This is a genomic window from Flavobacterium pisciphilum (assembly GCF_020905345.1).
Lineage (GTDB): Bacteria > Bacteroidota > Bacteroidia > Flavobacteriales > Flavobacteriaceae > Flavobacterium > Flavobacterium pisciphilum.
Genome location: NZ_JAJJMO010000001.1, coordinates 1,479,348 through 1,497,660, shown reverse-complemented (window position 1 = coordinate 1,497,660; position 18,313 = coordinate 1,479,348). Strand labels below are relative to the sequence as shown.

Annotated in this window: 11 protein-coding genes and 2 tRNA genes; 6 read left to right on the top strand and 7 right to left on the bottom strand. The window is 33.7% G+C overall.

Translation table 11 applies throughout. From position 1 onward, the window contains the following. Positions 1-551: 551 nt before the first annotated feature. Positions 552-668 (top strand) — tRNA-OTHER (locus tag LNQ49_RS05840). 246 nt (positions 669-914) lie between these two features. Next, a complete protein-coding gene (locus LNQ49_RS05835; RefSeq protein WP_229987743.1) occupies positions 915-3,155 on the top strand; it encodes an RING finger protein in 2,241 nt (746 codons plus the stop codon). A 58-nt stretch (positions 3,156-3,213) separates the two neighbouring features. Here LNQ49_RS05835 and LNQ49_RS05830 read toward each other — a convergent pair whose 3' ends face one another. The 6 genes from LNQ49_RS05830 to LNQ49_RS05805 form a co-directional block, all read right to left on the bottom strand. Next, a complete protein-coding gene (locus LNQ49_RS05830; protein ID WP_229987742.1) occupies positions 3,214-4,263 on the bottom strand; it encodes a proline iminopeptidase-family hydrolase in 1,050 nt (349 codons plus the stop codon). A gap of 172 nt (positions 4,264-4,435) precedes the next feature. Further along, positions 4,436-6,211, bottom strand: a complete 1,776-nt coding sequence (locus LNQ49_RS05825) for an AMP-dependent synthetase/ligase (protein ID WP_229987741.1) — start codon at positions 6,209-6,211, stop codon at positions 4,436-4,438. Positions 6,212-6,493: 282 nt separating this feature from the next. Then, the gene (locus tag LNQ49_RS05820; protein ID WP_229987740.1) at positions 6,494-6,934 is read right to left on the bottom strand and encodes a hypothetical protein; all 441 of its coding nucleotides are present in this window, start codon (positions 6,932-6,934) and stop codon (positions 6,494-6,496) included. 270 nt (positions 6,935-7,204) lie between these two features. Beyond that, on the bottom strand, positions 7,205-10,858 hold the full coding sequence (gene purL / locus LNQ49_RS05815) for a phosphoribosylformylglycinamidine synthase (RefSeq protein ID WP_229987739.1): 3,654 nt from the start codon (positions 10,856-10,858) through the stop codon (positions 7,205-7,207). Between the two features lie 104 nt (positions 10,859-10,962). Continuing rightward, on the bottom strand, positions 10,963-12,813 hold the full coding sequence (locus LNQ49_RS05810) for an endonuclease (RefSeq protein ID WP_229987738.1): 1,851 nt from the start codon (positions 12,811-12,813) through the stop codon (positions 10,963-10,965). Between the two features lie 238 nt (positions 12,814-13,051). Further along, positions 13,052-14,548, bottom strand: coding sequence for a right-handed parallel beta-helix repeat-containing protein (locus LNQ49_RS05805; protein WP_229987737.1), 1,497 nt, complete (start codon positions 14,546-14,548; stop codon positions 13,052-13,054). A gap of 125 nt (positions 14,549-14,673) precedes the next feature. Here LNQ49_RS05805 and LNQ49_RS05800 point away from each other — a divergent pair, with 125 nt between their 5' ends. From LNQ49_RS05800 to LNQ49_RS05785, 4 genes are all read left to right on the top strand, one after another. Next, positions 14,674-15,102: a PaaI family thioesterase gene (locus LNQ49_RS05800; protein WP_229987736.1), complete on the top strand. Its 429-nt coding sequence runs from the start codon at positions 14,674-14,676 to the stop codon at positions 15,100-15,102. Positions 15,103-15,109: 7 nt separating this feature from the next. Continuing rightward, entirely contained in the window at positions 15,110-16,177 is a 1,068-nt protein-coding gene (locus tag LNQ49_RS05795) for a chorismate-binding protein (protein ID WP_229987735.1), read from the top strand. A gap of 81 nt (positions 16,178-16,258) precedes the next feature. Continuing rightward, positions 16,259-16,975: a bacillithiol biosynthesis deacetylase BshB1 gene (bshB1, locus tag LNQ49_RS05790; RefSeq protein WP_229987734.1), complete on the top strand. Its 717-nt coding sequence runs from the start codon at positions 16,259-16,261 to the stop codon at positions 16,973-16,975. Between the two features lie 64 nt (positions 16,976-17,039). After that, positions 17,040-17,113: transfer RNA gene (locus tag LNQ49_RS05785), tRNA-His, on the top strand. Between the two features lie 252 nt (positions 17,114-17,365). On the opposite strand, the gene ypfJ is transcribed toward LNQ49_RS05785, so the two are convergent. Beyond that, positions 17,366-18,220 (bottom strand): KPN_02809 family neutral zinc metallopeptidase, encoded by an 855-nt coding sequence (ypfJ, locus tag LNQ49_RS05780; RefSeq protein ID WP_229987733.1) that lies wholly within the window; start codon positions 18,218-18,220, stop codon positions 17,366-17,368. Positions 18,221-18,313: the final 93 nt, after the last annotated feature.

Here is an 18,313-nt window from a genome sequence, read left to right as displayed (position 1 = left end):
ATAATGAAATAACACGGCAAGTGATTTTACTTGCTTTTTAGAGAAATAAGAAAGGGAATACGTAAAGTAAAATCGGATTTCAGAAGTGAAGTATTTTATTTTGAAAAAGAAATTAATATCTATTTGAGAAAATTTTATAACTACGCAAAATAGCTGCGTAGTATAATTTGAATATTTGCTTAAGAAATAAAACGAGTTCTTTTATATAAAGTAAATGAGTTAATCAGGTCAAGTTTAAGTTACTTCAATAACCTTCAAGATATACTTTGACAATTACCTGTTTTTAACTTCTAGTTTTTTACCACAGATTAATAAGATTAAAAGGATTTAATCTGCATAAAACAAAAGTGTCTGTGGCTATTATTAACTAGTTTGGTTTATAAAAGAATGCTACGCAGAATAATTGCGTAGTTGGATTTGAATATTTGCTTAAGAAAATAAAATACGTTCTTTTAAATAAAATAAATGAGTTAATCGGGTCAAGTCTAAGTTACTTCAATAACCAATAAGATATACTTCGACAATTATCGATTAATGCATTTATAAAATATGGGGCAGTAGCTCAGTGGTAGAGCAGGTAGTTTTGAAATTATCCTTAATGGGTCAATCTTAACTTACTTCTCGCATTGTTAACGCCCGTGTCGTGGGTTCGAATCCCACCTGCTCCACAATTAATGGTCAATAAAAACATACTTCAGAACACGGCTAATTTCGGTTCGAATCCGAACAAGTTTTAAAATTATCATTGATTAAAATGAGGGTCAAGATTAACTTACTTCAGGGGAAACCCACCAAACTGTCACTTTGAACTAGTTAATCTATTATCCTCAAATTTAAGGTCAAGTGTTTCTTACTTCAAAAATCTTTTGGGTAGAACTAGAAACACAATTATCTAATTATTAAAATATTAAAAAATGAAAACAAAAACATTATTACAAATCAGTTTACGTCAAAATGCTATTTATATCCCTCAAGATTTGGTTGTAGGTAATTCTAAAACTTTATCTGGATCAACATCAATGTTGGTTGCTAATGTTTCAAAACTAGGGTTTACATTTTCAGAAGTATTATTACAGGAGTTAAACAATGTTAATCCAAATTATAAAGCAGCGGTTTTAACAACGTTGCAGTCGGTATTAGGTACAGATAAAAATTGGACTCCATTAGTGAAAGGTTGGGATGTTCCTACTGGTGAATCTGTTATTGATCATGTCGCTACTTTGTTTGCAAATGTTTTCAAATCGAGTAAGGGAGTTACTTTACAGTGTGGGCATATTATTCCTAATGGGACTTTTCCATTAGAACGATATAATGGTTGTCCTTTTTGCGGAACTCCATTTGAGTTTGGAAAAATTGAAAATTACGGTCAAGGAAGTAAACTTAAGGTGTTGGAATTATGGTCTGAAAATGAATTGAATGATTTCTTCATTTCTCTGTTAACCTCAAAAACTGCTTTGGATGCTACACAAATAGAAAGCTTAAAAGGGTTGATTGCTTATTTGCCATTGCCAGATGTTGCCATTGCGATGAAAGAGACGTTGATGCTTGTTATTGATGCATTAATTGAAGAAGGTCAAGCTGAAAAAGCATCACAATATTTTAAATCACCAACAGATATTTTGAGATATTTATGGTACAAGAAAACTAATTTATTGCAGATTATAGATCCAAAGATAATTATACAAAGAGTAGAGAAAAATAATCAACATTTGGCTAGTTTTTTGGATACGAGTGCTAAATCTAAATTGCTTGCTAAAGAGAATTTAAAACTTAAATATTCTAGAAAAGAATGTTTGATGGTTGCTGATTGGTTAAATAATCTTGAAATGAGTGCTGAGGTTGCTTGCGAAATCATGCATCCAAAACGAGGAATGTGGGTTCGTTTTATCCGAGCATTGCGTTTGCCAGAATATAGCAAAAGAAAAGGTTTTGAAAAATTAGCAGTCTTATTGGATACTTTTTATAACCAAACCTATGAAGTTTGGCAAGGAAAGCTGAATCATTTTCGGTTGAAATTGGATGCAGATAAAACGTTTGCTTTGTTAAAACAAAGACCAGGATTATTTGCTCGCTCATTATTTTCGAATATGCTTTGGTTTGGTGCTAACGAAACAGTTATGCATTTTAATCAAATTATTGATAAAGTGCCAGCACGTTTGGTTTTTACCTTGAATATGTATGCTCAAAATTATTTTGATAAAACAATTCAAAGAAGTGTGAAACCACTAGGGGGTACTAATAAAAGAATTGAACCAAATCAGTTGTTATCATTGTATGATGAGGAGCAATTGGAGGCTATGAAAAAACAAATTGAGGATATGTGTATTTTGGCTATGACGAAAAGATTTGCAGTTATTCCGAATGCTAATAAAACAATTTATATCGATCCACAATTGTTTAATATTCCTGTTGCGATAGGAGATAGAAGTGAAAGTGTTCAGGATTTACCAGTTGCTTTAATGGGAACACGTTTTCCAATTGAAGGTAACGAAGTACGATTGTTTATGCAATGGGGAAAAGATTTACCTGCTCAACATTTGGATATGGATTTAAGCTGTCATATTGCATATGAGAACAGTGCAGATATTTGCTCTTTTAGCCGATTAGAAACTGTAGGATGTAAGCATAGTGGTGATATCAGAAGTATTCCGAATAAAATTGGTACTGCTGAATATATCAATATAAACATTCATGAATTAGCGGAAGCAAATGCTAAGTTTGTAACTTTTACATGCAATGCCTATAGTAATGGGAGTATCACTCCAAATTTAATTGTTGGTTGGATGAATAGTAAACACCCTATGAAAATATCCGAAAGATCAGGGGTTGCTTATGATCCATCTTGTGTAGATCATCAAGTGAGAGTGACACAAAATGTTACGAAAGGTTTGGTCTTTGGAGTCTTGGATGTAGCCAAAAAAGAAATTATTTGGTTAGAGATGACTTTTGGAGGTCAAGTTGTACAAGGATTAGATTACAAAGGAGTAAAAGCATTATTGTCTAAATTGAGTAGTAAATTAAGTATTGGTAGTTTGTTAGTTCTTAAAGCCGAAGCGCAAGGTTTGGAAATTGTAGAAACAACGAATGCTGATGAGGTTTACGATACAAATTGGGCGATTAATTCAGCGGCAGTTACTCAATTATTAATGGATTAAAAACAAAAACCACGAATTATACATTCGTGGTTTTTTATTTATTTTAGAATTGAAAAAATTATCCTTTTTTAAAAGTTCCATTATCTACATCTCTCAGGAATTTGATTACACCAGGAAAGTAATGTTTAGGGTCATCATATTGAGAAAGGTGACTTCCGTTAGGACAAAACAAAAAGCGTCCATTTTGAACCTCGTTAGCAATCCATTTCATGTGTTCTGGATCCATAGTGTCATATTTAGAACCAATTGCTAGAGTAGGAACTGTAATAGTCTTTAGTCTTGATTTTATATCCCAATCTTTCAAAGTAGCATTTCCGGTTATCCCAAATTCGCTTGGTCCTTGCATATAGACATATACGTTTGGGTTAATGTGTTTGAAACATCTGTTTATGGATTCTGGCCATTCTTCAAGTGGCATTCTTAATATATGTTGCGTGTAATAATTTTTAAAAAGAAGTTCACTGTATTTTGGATTTTGAAAATCATTCTTTGCTTCAATATCCTGTAATTCTTTTAGCACTTTAGGATCCATTTGTGGCGCGAGAACATCCTTTGCATATTTATTATATTCAGGAACACTCGCCATCATATTGGAGATAATAAGGCCTTTTAAATTTTTCTGATATTTTAAAGCATATTCCATGGCAAGGATTCCGCCCCAAGATTGTCCTAGGATATAAAAGTTAGAATTGTCTAATCCCAATGCAATTCGTACTTGTTCCACTTCTTCAACAAAGCGGGCATTAGTCCATAAACTAGAATCGGTAGGTTGGTCACTATAATAAGAGCCTAGTTGGTCGTAATAAATGTACTCGATACTTTCATTGGGAAAATAGCCATCAAAGCATTCATATAATTCATGGGTAAGTCCCGGACCACCGTGTAATAGTAAAACTTTTATAGTTGGATTGTTACCAACAGTTTTTGTCCATACTTTAAATTTTCCAACAGGTGTAGTTATGGGAATCATCTTTATACCGCCAGTAAGCTGATCATCTCGTTTAGAGAAATCTAAATAATTTGCTTTGACGGGATCGGTTTTACTTTCTTCTTTACAATTAGAAAATAAGAGAATACTTAAGAAACAAATGATGATTTTTACTTTCATGATTTTTCGTTTTTATAGACTAATACCAAATTGTGTTATTACAAAAAATTCCACGAATTAATAGGTATTAATAAGTGGAATTTGTGTTCAATATTAAGATTTACAGTTTGCTATCTATTAGCTAAATACTAAACTTTTAAATCTATTATGTGCAATTACAGGCGATTGTATTTTATTCGCCGTAGATTTTCTTATAAAGTGGTGCGTAAATTTCTTTGATTATTTTACGTTTCAGTTTTAAAGTTGGTGTTAATTGTCCGCCATCGATAGACCAAACATCTGGAGTAAGCTCAAAACGTTTGATTTTTTCCCAGTGACCAAATTTTTCGTTTACAGCTTCAACTTCTTCATTGATACGTTTGATAACCTGTACATTTGTAATGATATCTGTATTAGAATTTCCTAATGCTATTTTGTGAATTTTAGCCCATTCTTTTACAAATTCAAAGTTTGGTTGGATAAAAGCTGCTGGCATTTTTTCGCCTTCACCGATAACCATAATTTGCTCAATAAAGCGAGATTGCTTCATCATGTTTTCAATCATCTGAGGAGCAATATATTTACCTCCAGAAGTTTTGAACATTTCTTTTTTACGGTCTGTAATTTTAAGGAAACCTTCGCTGTCGATTTCACCAATATCTCCTGTATGGAAATATCCATCTTGTAAAGCTTCTGCAGTTTTTTCAGGATCTTTGTAGTAGCCCATCATTACGTTAGGACCTTTACAAAGAATTTCTCCGTCTTCGGCAATTTTAACTTCTACATTTTGAATTGGTTTTCCAACAGTTCCAATTTTGAATCCTCTGTTTCTAGTATCATTTACAGATATTACAGGTGAAGTTTCAGATAGTCCGTAACCTTCCATAACTGGAATTCCTGCTGCTGCAAAAACTCGAGTTAATCTTGTTTGTAAAGCGGCACTTCCAGAAACCATTAAATCGATATTACCACCTAAACCTTCTTTCCATTTACTGAAAATTAATTTACGTGCTATTTTTAATTGAAACTCATACCAAAAACCATTTGCTCCGTATGGTTCATATATTAGACCTAAGTTGATAGCCCAGAAAAATAATTTCTTTTTGATTCCAGTTAAATCAGCTCCTTTAGCATAAATTTTATCATATACTTTTTCAAGAAGTCTAGGAACAGCAGTAATTACATTTGGTCTAACTTCTTTTAGGTTATCACTTAACTTATCAATAGACTCTCCAAAATATACCGAGATACCATAATATTGATAAATGTATAATATCATTCTCTCGAAAATATGGCAAATAGGAAGGAAGCTTAGGGCTACACTTTGACCTGGTTCAAAAGGAATTCTTGGTGCACTATCTAGTACATTTGAAACAATATTTTTATGCGAAAGCATTACGCCTTTAGGACGTCCTGTAGTTCCTGATGTATATATTATTGTAGCTAAATCTTCGGTAACAATACTATCTTTTCTAGCTTCAACTTCACTTTGGTTGCTTTCGTCAGCTCCTTCGGTCAATAAAATAGTCCAGTTTTTAGCTCCATCGATTTCATCAAAAGTATAAACTTCTTTTAGCGTTGGTACATTTTGTTTAATGGCTAATACTTTGTCCAAGACTTCTTTATCTGAAACAAAGCAATAACTACTACCACTATGATTCAAAACATATTCGTAGTCTTCTTCAGATATAGTTGGATAAACAGGAACAGTTTGTGCTCCAGTTTGTAAAACTCCAATATCCATGATATGCCACTCCGTTCTGTTTGTAGAAGTGATTAAGGCAATTTTATCATCTTTTTGAATTCCCATTCGCAATAATGCGCGAGAAACGGCATTGGCTTTTGCAATATATTCTTCAGTAGAGGTTTTCTCCCAAACACCATTACGTTTGGTAACTAAAGCATCTTTTTTATTGTATTTCTCTTTCTGATAATAAGGAAAATCAAAAAGTCTCGTAATTGTAACCATGGCGTTTAGATTGAATTTTACCGCAAATTAATAAAATTTATCGTTAATTTTTCTTTTTAATAAATTAAATATGAAAACTTTAATTTTATTTATTTTAAATTACGAAATCGATTTCTTTATGCGGTATATTTTATATTGTTTATGTTGGTGATTTGTAATGTTATAATGTTGTTTTTTGTTTAGAGAACCAATTTTCATTATTGAGTTAAAATGCCTTATATGTGTTAGTTATAGCTGTTTTTTTTTCTTATAAAGATACAAATGGGCTAAATCTTATGTTATTTAAGATTTTTTTATTTCTTCGATATATTCTTTTACTCTTTCTCCCGAAATATACATTTTCTTTTTATTGAAATGAATCGAGAATTGAGCATGAATCCATTCATTGTCTTCTTTGTCATTGGTTTTGTACCAAAGGGAATAAGAGGCACTATCAAATCCTTCTTTAAATATAGGTATTCCAACCTCAGAACATTCAATTCCCCAAGTGATGTTTTTTTTAGTTAAATCTTCATATTGATAAACGCCAGTTCCATTTGTATTTAGCTGAGTAATTGGTTCTTTTTTTCCATCATATAAATAGATACCATTTATAGGATATGCAATAGTTGTAGTAATGAAACGTTCTTGATTGTTGGCAATTATTTTACTAGTTTTTATTTGAGAATAAACATTAGTTAGGCAAAGCGTAAGGGTTACAAAAAGTAGGTTTTTGATTTTCATTAAGATTGTATTTAGGGTATTATTTTATTCGTTTTTGATGCATAATAAATAGGGGTATTTTTTATACAGAGGGCCAAAACTAATAAAATCAGCTCAAAAAAAAAGATAAAATCAGTGTACTAATTTTATCTTTTTTATGCCTGAAATGAGAAGTATTGAGAATTAACTTGTTGTGTTTTTTGTATTGCTCTTTGTGCATGAGAGTTGTCTTACTTAATAAAAAAAAACTCATTCAGTTACGAATGAGTTTTTTTAGTATAGGTGTAAAAATTAGATTTTATCAATCCATTTTCTTGCATTTACAAAAGCTTCATGCCAAGGAGAAACTTCATCGTTTCTGTCTTTTGGATAATGCGCCCAGTTCCATTGGAAAGTAGAACGCTCAATATGTGGCATCATTACTAAGTGTCTACCTGTTTTATCGCACATCATTGCTGTGTTATAATCAGATCCGTTTGGATTTGCAGGATATCCTTCGTAAGCATATTTAGATACGATATTGTAGTTTTCTTCAGCCAATGGCAAATTGAATTTTCCTTCTCCATGTGAAACCCAAACTCCAAGTGTACTTCCTGCAAGTGATGATAACATCACTGAGTTGTTCTCTTGTACTTTTACTGAAGTAAAGATACTTTCGTGTTTGTTACTTTCATTGTGAAGCAATTTTCCGTGTACTTCATGTTCTGGATTAATAACTTCAAGTTCCATAAACAATTGGCAACCGTTACAGATTCCTACTGAAAGTGTGTCTTCTCTCTTGAAGAAGTTATCCAGCGCCGTTTTTGCTTTTTCATTATATAAGAAAGCTCCAGCCCAACCTTTTGCAGAACCTAAAACATCTGAATTAGAGAATCCCCCAACTGCACCAATAAACTGAATGTCTTCAAGTGTTTCGCGACCAGAAATTAAATCGGTCATGTGAACGTCTTTTACATCAAAACCAGCCAAGTACATTGCATTTGCCATTTCGCGCTCAGAATTACTTCCTTTTTCACGAATAATAGCTGCTTTTGGTTTTGGCTTCGAAGCATCGATTACTGGTTTTTTTCCTGTAAAATGTGCTGGGAATGTATAGTTTAAAACTTGGTTTTTGTAATTTTCGAAACGTGCTTGAGCTCTTCCGTTTTTAGATTGTTTTTGATCTAATAAATAAGAAGTCTCAAACCAAATGTCTCTGTATTTTGGAATGTTTAAAGACCAATCTCCAACTTCTAAAGTTTCTGTAGTTGTTACAGCTCCAATTTTGAAGTATTCGATATTGTTTGTGTTTAATTTAGCTTCAACAGCTGAATCAGATTTTGCTTGGAAAACAATTCCGATATTTTCTGCGAAAAGAATTTTTAAAAGATCTTTTTCAGCGAAAGCAGAGAAATCAATTTTAGCTCCTAAATTCACATCAGCAAAACACATTTCTAATAAAGTAGTGATTAATCCACCACTTCCGATATCGTGTCCTGCAAGGATTTGATTGTCTTCTATTAATTCCTGAATTGTATTAAATGCATTTTTAAAGAACGAAGCATTTTTTATAGTTGATGTTTCGTTTCCTATTGTGTTTCTGATTTGTGCAAATGAAGAACCTCCTAATTTGAACGCATCTTGTGATAAATTGATATAATAAATAGAATCACCATTTCTTTGTAAAACAGGCTCTACTACTTTTTTAATGTCAGTACAATTTCCACCTGCTGAAATAATAACCGTTCCCGGTGCAATTACTTCATCATTTGGGTATTTTTGTTTCATTGAAAGAGAATCTTTTCCTGTTGGAATATTGATTCCTAATTCGATAGCAAATTCAGAACAACCTTCTACAGCAGCATATAAACGAGCATCTTCACCTTCGTTTTTACAAGCCCACATCCAGTTTGCAGATAACGAAATTCCTTTCATTCCACCTTTGATTGGAGCCCAAACAATATTTGATAATGACTCTGCAATAGCATTACGACTTCCAGCAACGGGATCAATTAAAGCTGCAATAGGAGCATGCCCAATAGAAGTTGCAATTCCTTCTTTTCCTAAATAATCCAAAGCCATTACACCACAATTGTTTAAAGGCAATTGTAATGGTCCTGTATTTTGTTGTTTGGCAACTTTTCCACCTACACAACGGTCTACTTTGTTTGTTAACCAATCTTTAGATGCTACAGCTTCTAAACGTAAAACATTTTGCAAATAATTTTCGAAATCAGTTGCAGTATAAGCTACAGCAGCATAATTTCTATCGATAGTTTTATCGGTCATTACAGTTTTTGGAGAACTTCCGAAGAAGTCTTCAAGAGCATAATCCATTGGTTTTACTCCAGTCGATTTAGATTCAAAAGTAAAACGGTGATCAGCAGTAACATCCCCAACTTGATACATTGGAGAACGCTCTCTATCAGCGATTCTTTGTAGGATATCAATATCTTTTTGACCAATTACTAATCCCATTCTTTCTTGAGATTCGTTTCCGATTATTTCTTTAGCAGAAAGTGTTGGGTCACCAACAGGTAATTTGTCTAAGTCGATTAAACCTCCAGTTTCTTCTACTAATTCTGAAAGACAGTTTAAGTGTCCTCCAGCCCCGTGATCGTGAATAGATACAATTGGATTGTTATCGCTTTCTACCAAACCACGAATGGCATTGGCAGCACGTTTTTGCATTTCTGGGTTAGAACGTTGGATTGCATTTAATTCAATTCCTGAACCAAAAGCTCCTGTGTCTGCAGATGAAACTGCAGCTCCACCCATTCCAATTCTATAATTTTCTCCACCAAGAATAACGATTTTATCTCCTTCTTGTGGTTTCTTTTTTATGGCTTGGTCTAATTTTCCGTAACCGATTCCACCAGCTTGCATGATTACTTTATCGTAACCAATTTTGCGGTTATCCTCTTCATGTTCAAAAGTTAAAACGGAACCTGTAATTAATGGCTGACCAAATTTATTTCCAAAATCTGATGCTCCATTTGAAGCTTTTATCAAGATATCCATTGGAGTTTGGTACAACCATTTTCTTTCGTCAACAGCATTTTCCCATTCACGGTCTTTTGCTAAACGTGAGTAAGATGTCATATAAACAGCAGTTCCTGCTAGTGGCAATGAACCTTGTCCTCCTGCAAGACGGTCACGAATTTCTCCTCCCGATCCTGTTGCAGCACCGTTAAAAGGCTCCACAGTTGTAGGGAAATTATGTGTTTCGGCTTTTAATGAAATAACAGAATCAAATTCTTTTAGTTCATAAAAATCAGGTTTGTCGGCTGTTTTTGGAGCAAACTGTTGTACGCGTGGTCCTTTTACAAAAGCTACGTTATCTTTGTAAGCCGAAACGATATCGTTAGGGTTTTCCTGAGATGTTTTTTTGATTAATTTGAATAAAGACGTTTCTTTTTCTTCTCCATCAATTACAAAAGTTCCGTTGAAAATTTTGTGACGACAGTGCTCAGAATTCGCTTGTGAGAAAGCAAAAATTTCAGAGTCAGTTAATTTACGTCCTAGTTTAATCGCTAGATTGTCTAAATAATCTACTTCTTCTTGGCTTAAAGCTAACCCCTCGGTTTTGTTGTAAGCAGCAATATCATCGATATCCAAAATTGCTTCTGGTTGTACGTTGATAGTGAAGATTTCTTGATTCAATTCAGTATACTTTTGCGAAAGCATCGGGTCAAAATCTGAAAAATCAGAAGTTGCCGGATAAAATTCTTCAATTCTGATGATGCCAGAAATCCCCATATTCTGAGTAATCTCTACAGCATTGGTACTCCAAGGGGTAATCATAGTGGCACGAGGACCAACAAAAAAATCCGTTAGTACGGATTTTTCTATTTTATTGGAGTTGGCAAAAAGCCAGTTTAATTTTGAAATGTCTTGAGCCGAAATTTCGTTTTGCGTTTGTACTGCAAAAACAGTTTTGCTTTGGTTTTCAAAGAAATGAATCATTGTGTTGTGTAGTTTGTTGTATTTAGTTGCAAATTTAGTTAATTAAGATCAAAAAAAAAAGTAGCAATTTGCTACTTTTTAATTATTGATTGTCTAATTTTTAATTAGTTGATTATTATCTTTTTAATGAGAGTTTTTTCCTCTTTAATCACTTTTATTACGTATAATCCTTTTGGAAGATTACTTACAGCTATAGATTGTTGTGTTGTGCTTTGTTTTTCGAACACTTTTTGACCTGTTACCGAAATTATTTCAATTGAATATGGAGCGTTTGAATTGTCGAAACTGATAAAGAAATTACCATTTGAAGGGTTTGGATATAGTAAGATTTCATTTGAATCTGAAACGATCTTTTCTTTTGTAACCCCCAAAGTTTTATTTCCTAAATTATTGCAAGTATCAACGCTAAAGGAATCCCATTGAGAACTTAAGTTAAAGGTTGTGCTCGGAGAGGTGATAGTTGATTTTCTTCTTAAAGTTACATCGACAGCAAAGTTTGCAGATCCACCATTAAAAGTTCCGATAATATCGATAAGTACACCGTTTTTGAATAAACCTACAGGATCGTTTCCATTAAAGGTAAGTTCTGGGGCAGTTGTTGAAAGATTGGCTGAGCTTGTCGGGAAACAGCTTGATGCCATTAAATTATTTACAATGGTGAATTTGCTTCCAGTATTTAAGGTTCCGCTCAAAGTAAGTCCTGAGCTCCATGCACCAGTTCCGTTAGTTTGTCTTTTGATGCTGTAATTAGATAAATTTACAGGACTTCCAGTTGAGTTCAGGATTTCTAATGCTTTGTTGTTTCCAGAACCTTCTATGTATTCCGTAAATAATAAGTCAGTGTTAGTTCCAGGTCCAGGTCCGCCACTTGTATCTGTAACTACTGTGATAGTATTGCTTACTGCTGAAGTATTTCCTGCAGCATCTCTTGCAGTGACAGTAATATTGTAACTTGTTGCAGCTGTCAACCCTGTTATGGTAGCAGTTAATCCTGTTACGGTAGTTTTTAAAACACCATTTGTATAAACGTTATAACCTGTAACTCCTACATTGTCTGTAGATGCAGTCCAGCTTAAAGAAATAGTAGTGGCTGTTTTAGAAGTACTCGCTAAACTTGTTGGTATTGTTGGTGCTTGTGTGTCAGCAGATGGGTTCCAGATTTGATTTACATATTCTGGATGGTCGATATATGGATTTCGATTATTCTGACGTGCATAAATGGCGTTGTTTCTTGCAATTTCTCTTGGACTTACTGGGTCTTGTGCATTCCAAGCTAAAAGAATATTCAAGAAAGCAGCAGTAAATACTTTGTTTCCTGAACCATCAAACATAGGATAACTATAACCAGCAACGGTATTTTCATAACGTGTTGCAAAATAAAAATACATTCTAGCAATATCTCCTTTAAACTCATTGATAGGTTCAAAAACAGTTCCTGAATACCCAGATGTAGAATTGGCGCCTAGTTTTCCACCATTTTGAGAAATATATGTTGGTGTATTTACCACTCCATGGGGATAATTAGATCGTATTCCATTTACTTTTCCATCTGTAGGTGTGATGAAATGTGCATCCGATACCATCGGAGCTTTTTCGCTAAATACCGATTGTGGAATTATATGTTCGCGGTTATAACAATCTCCTTCTGATACGTAATTACCACATCTTTGTGTCGTTCCTATGCTATAGTTATACGGATCAGTTCCTGATGGATTTTCAGAATACATGTCTAAGACACTTCCGTCATTTTCGAAAAAATTATCAATATCAGATGTTTGATACGTGGTATATAAACCAGCGTATCCATTATCGGTATGTCCTTTAATGATATTGTATAATTGAGTTTTCAGGGTGTAACCTGTTCCAGTTGCCGTGTTGTAATATCCTGATGGAATTTGAGCAAAAGTTGCAATAGTAAAGAGCAATAGAAAAAGGGAAGAGTAGATTTTCTTCATAATTTAATTGGTTTAAGGTTAAAAAAGGGGCTTGTGAAACTATTTCAAAAAACTGATTTTGAATGGGTTAGTTTTACTTTAAAACAAATCTACATATTTTTAGGATGCCTTGCGTTAAGAGATGTTTAATTTATTGCAGCTTTTTTCTTATTCTAAATTATTGCCTTGTTTCTTTGTGTTTTTTGTAAGCTATATCTATGAGATATTAGTTTGTTGAGGCTTTGTGGCTTCGCGAGTTTTATTTAGGGAAAGGCATACTCTGGTAAGCTCCTAAATCGGGTGGAGAAGTTCTGGTGTTTCCTATAATATCCAACGGGATAATATAAGACTGATTTCCTTTTGCGAAAGCACTAGAATTTGCCTCGATATTAAATTTGTTTTGTGATACTTTGTAAAATTTTGGATCTTGATTTAGTATAATCCCATTATAATGCTGGGTATCTGTATTGAATTGATAATCGGGGTTTGTGCTTGTGCTACTATGCTTAATTAATGAGTTATTGAATTGGTACACAAAAGCGGAATTGCTTTTTTTGTCTAATGATAATTCGTTGGTATTTGAGCCGTAAATGATGCAATTATTGAAAGTAGCTTGTGTTAGATCTCTGGTTTCTGGACTCGCACCTGCAAGTGTGTTGCTAAGAGAAACTGTGCTTTGTTGAGAGCTTTGCCAATTGTTATTGAAAGTACAATGTGTAAATTCGTAATTACCACCATACAAACAAGCTAAACTTGACAATCCTGCACGATTTATTACAATGTTTTCGCCTTTTATTTTACCGTTTTGTGCTAAAATACCATGATTTACAGAATTGTAGATTTGTGTGTTTTTAATACGCACCGTAGTTTGGTCGCTATTTTCTATAAACAAACCAGTAGTTGCATTTTTAATAGTCAGATTAGTGATGGTGTTGTTTGTACTTCCATTAGCAAGCCAGATAGTTCCCCATTGTCCAGGGATATCTGAATATAAAGGCTCTAAACGATCCCCTTCAAAAATGACTTCTTTTTCTAATTTTTCTGTTGATGATATTGCTCCATTTACATTAATACTTGCTTTTTTGCTAACTAAAAGCCCTGAGTTGGAGTGAAAATGAACTCTTGAACCAGCATCAAACGTAACGGTTTTTCCTTCGGGAACAGCTGCGTAACCATATATGACGTATGGTTTTTGATTTGTAAATTGTAATTCGTTATCCTCTAAAAAAAAGCCTTCTACTTCTTTGCCATCTATTGGTAACGTTTCGGTGGTTCCATCGGCAAAATGTTTTGGATATAAAAAAGTTGCATCTTGGATGAGTGTTACTAATTCTACATTTTGAAGATTTGCACCACTATCAAATTGGATTTGATCGGTATATAAAAAATCAGTTGGATTTGCGTCTGTAATTGCTGCTGTTGTTTCTATGAAAACATACATGCTGTCTTTGGCTAACAATGTTACGTTGTTAAAGATTTTACCATCAGTTCCATGCATACCATCAACAGTCATTCTGTATTTTGAACTTAAGCCTTTGCCTAATTTGATTGTTGGAATCGTAATGTCTTTTTTGCTTTTGTTGTATACTTTTAGTTGGTAGGTGCTTGAACCAATATTGGTAAAAACAGTATCTAGATACACGGTGTCTTTTGAGAAAACTAAATCTCCAGTACTGGCAACGGTTTCAAAATCACTTCGACATGAACTTGTAGCTAAAAGTATTCCGATAGTAAATAGTAAAAAAAAAGTACGCATTTGAATAGAATTTATGTAAAAATAGCAAAAAAGTAATTCGATTAACGTATCATTTTTAATTTAGAATTGTATTTCCTGTTTTGTGACTTATCTTTTATTTAATTTTACATTTTAAAGCCAAACAAATGAATTTTAGTAAAGAACAAATATTAGAGCATTGCAATCAGTTTTCTAAAAACACCTTGATGCAAACGCTTAAAATTGAATATATAGATGCTGGAGAAGATTTTTTAGTAGCCAAAATGCCTGTAAATCCAGCTGTTCATCAGCCAATGGGATTATTACACGGTGGAGCATCAGTAGCACTTGCAGAAAGTGTAGGAAGTGCAGCATCCTTTTTTTATATAAATCCTGAATTACAAGAAGTACGCGGAATCGAAATTTCGGCAAATCATTTAAAAAGTATTCGTGAAGGTTTTGTTTATGGAACTGCGCGAATTATCCATAAAGGAAGAAGCTTGCACCTTTGGGAGATAAAAATTACTGATGAAGAAGGTAATTTGGTTTCATTGTGTAAACTGACGAATATGGTTTTAGATAGACAAAAAAAGTAGTCCAGACATGAATCATTTTTTTTCTAAAATTAAAAAACACAAAGAGCAGGATATGCCTTTTGTGCTTTATAAGAAACCTAAGTCGGATGAAATTATTGCTTTGTTGCAACAAAATAAAACGTTGCATAAAGTTGTCGATTATAAAGAAAAAGGTTTTGTATTTGCTTCTTTTGATAAAAAACAAATTGTTCTTATTCCTGAAAATGAATCTGAAATTTGTACTAGCAAGTTAGAAGCAAAGTCTGTAAGTTTAGTTGATGTCGTTAATTTGAACTTTGATACTGAGGCTAAAAAACAATTTGAAGCATTAGTTGAGAATGGTGTTAATGCTATTAAGAATGAGGAATTCAAAAAAGTAGTTTTATCACGTAGTGAAATTGTTTCTTTGAGTGATTTTGATTTTATCGAAACTTTTCAAAATCTAGCCAATTTATACCCAACAACATTGGCTTATTGTTTCTTTCATCCTGAAGTTGGTTTTTGGATGGGAGCAACACCTGAGCAATTGCTTAAAGCAAATGGGAATGTTTTTGAAACCACTGCCTTAGCAGGAACTCAAAAAGCTACTTTGGCAACAGAAGTAGTTTGGCACCAAAAAGAAAAAGACGAACAGCAATATGTTACTGATTTTATTGTAAAAAGATTAGAGGATGTCGCTTCTTCGGTTGAGGTTACTGAGCCTTATAGTGCTAATGCGGGAAGTATTTGGCATATTAAAACTGATATTTCGGGAGCTTTAAAAACAGATTCTAGTTTAGAAGAAGTAATTGATTTATTGCATCCAACTCCTGCTGTTTGTGGTTATCCTAAAAAGAAATCACGAACTTTTATTTTGGAAAATGAAAATTATAATCGGACTTTTTATACTGGTTTTCTAGGTGAATTAAATAGTAGCTTTACTTCTGACTCGATAAGCTCTGATTTATTTGTAAATTTACGAAGCATGCAAATACGCAATTCTGAAGCAGTTTTATATATGGGGTGCGGAATTACAAAAGAGAGTATTCCTGAAAACGAGTGGGAGGAAAGCGTGAATAAGTCGATGACGATGAAAAGAGTTTTGAATATAAAATAAGTAATTAGTTTTTACTGACAGTTTTCAGTTGTAGCAGCAACTTGAAACCCGAAACAATAAAAACTTGAAATAATTAGAAGAATGAAATTAGATATATTAGCTTTTGGAGCACATCCAGATGATGTAGAGTTAGGTTGTGCTGGAACAATTTTAAAAGAGATTTCTCTAGGGAAAAAAGTAGGGATTGTAGATTTAACTCGTGGTGAATTAGGAACACGTGGATCTGCTGAACTTAGAGATTTAGAAGCTGCAGCTGCAGCAAACATATTGGGCGTTTCTGTGCGAGAGAATTTAGCAATGCGTGATGGTTTTTTTGTTAATGACGAAAAGCATCAATTAGAAGTAATAAAAATGATCCGTAAGTATAAACCTGAGATTGTATTGTGTAATGCAATCGATGACCGTCATATTGATCATGGAAAAGGAAGTAAATTAGTTTCTGATGCTTGTTTCTTATCTGGTTTAATGAAAATAGGAACTACTCTTGATGGAGAGAAGCAAACAGCATGGCGTCCTAAAGTAGTTTATCATTATATCCAATGGAAAAATATAGAGCCAGACTTCGTTGTAGACATCACAGGATTCACTGAAAAGAAGATTGAATCTATTTTGGCGTATGGTTCGCAGTTTTATGATGCAAATTCTAAGGAGCCTGCTACTCCAATAACGAGTAAAAACTTCCTTGAAAGCCTAAATTATCGTGCACAAGATCTAGGTAGGTTAGTTGGGGTAGATTTTGCTGAAGGATTTACTGTTGAGAGGTGTTTGGCAGTCAATAGTTTAGAAAATTTATTGTAAATTTTTTTATTTTTTGCTTGCACAACTAAACTTTAGTTGTATCTTTGCCACCGCTAAGCAAATGGTGGTTGTAGCTCAGCTGGTTAGAGCATCGGTTTGTGGTACCGAGGGTCGCCGGTTCGAACCCGGTCATCCACCCAAAAGCAAAAGCCTCGAATTTATTCGAGGCTTTTTTTGTGCGTTTATATTTCTTGAAAAATGCTACTTAAAAAGAAGTGTGAGGTAAAAGAAAAAAACCACTTTTTAAAAATAGTATCATCATGAATTAGCTAGGCAATATAGGCAGCATTATATAAAATACAAATTATATAATGAGCTCTAAAAAAAGAAAGCAGCTATTGTAGAATAGCTGCTTTAAATTGTTTCTTTCTTTGGAGAAAAGAGGCATTGTTATCTAATCTCTGCAAAAGTATCTCCTTGTTTGATATCTCCTGTACTAAATCCTTTTTTGAACCAATATATTCGTTGTTCTGAAGTACCATGTGTAAATGAGTCTGGAACTACTCGTCCTTGCATCTTGCTTTGTATTGCGTCATCACCAACAGCATTTGCAGCACTCAATGCTTCTTCAATATCACCTGAATCTAAGTTTTTCTCATTGTAATGTGCCCAAACTCCTGCGTAAAAGTCGGCTTGAAGTTCTAATGCAACAGATAGTTTATTGGCTTGAGCTTCGCTTTTTCCTTCTTGTGCTTTGCGCATTTTAGCCGATGTTCCTAATAATGTTTGTATGTGGTGGCCAATTTCATGCGCTATAACGTACGAAATTGCAAAATCCCCACCCTCGGCACCGAATCTAGATTTTAGTTCCTCAAAGAAGGCTAAATCCATATATACTTTTTGGTCTCCCGGACAATAAAAAGGACCTGATGCTGCTGTAGCACCTCCACAAGCAGTTTCTACAGAACCTCTAAAAAGTACTAGTTTTGGGTTTTTATAGGTCATTCCGTTTTCGGCAAATATTTTACCCCATATGTCTTCATTGTCGGCCAAATTCACTCTAACAAAGTTGCCCATTTCTTCATCTTCTTTGCTTAATGGTGCTGCAGCTTCGGTTTGGCTCGGCTGAGAGCCTTGCATTTGTTCTAAGACGGGAGTTATAAATTGCGCATTTTCACCACCAAAAACATTCACTAGTAAAATTATAATACCAATGATTCCACCTCCTACAAGAGTTTTTCCACCTGATGACATTCCTCTTCTGTCTTCAACATTATCACTTTGTCTTCTGCCTTGCCATTTCATAATTATATGGTTTTAATGTTTTAGTTCAAGTTTTACTATACACGAATTTATATATATTTTTCGAAATAATGGTTTCAATCTTCTATTTCTTTA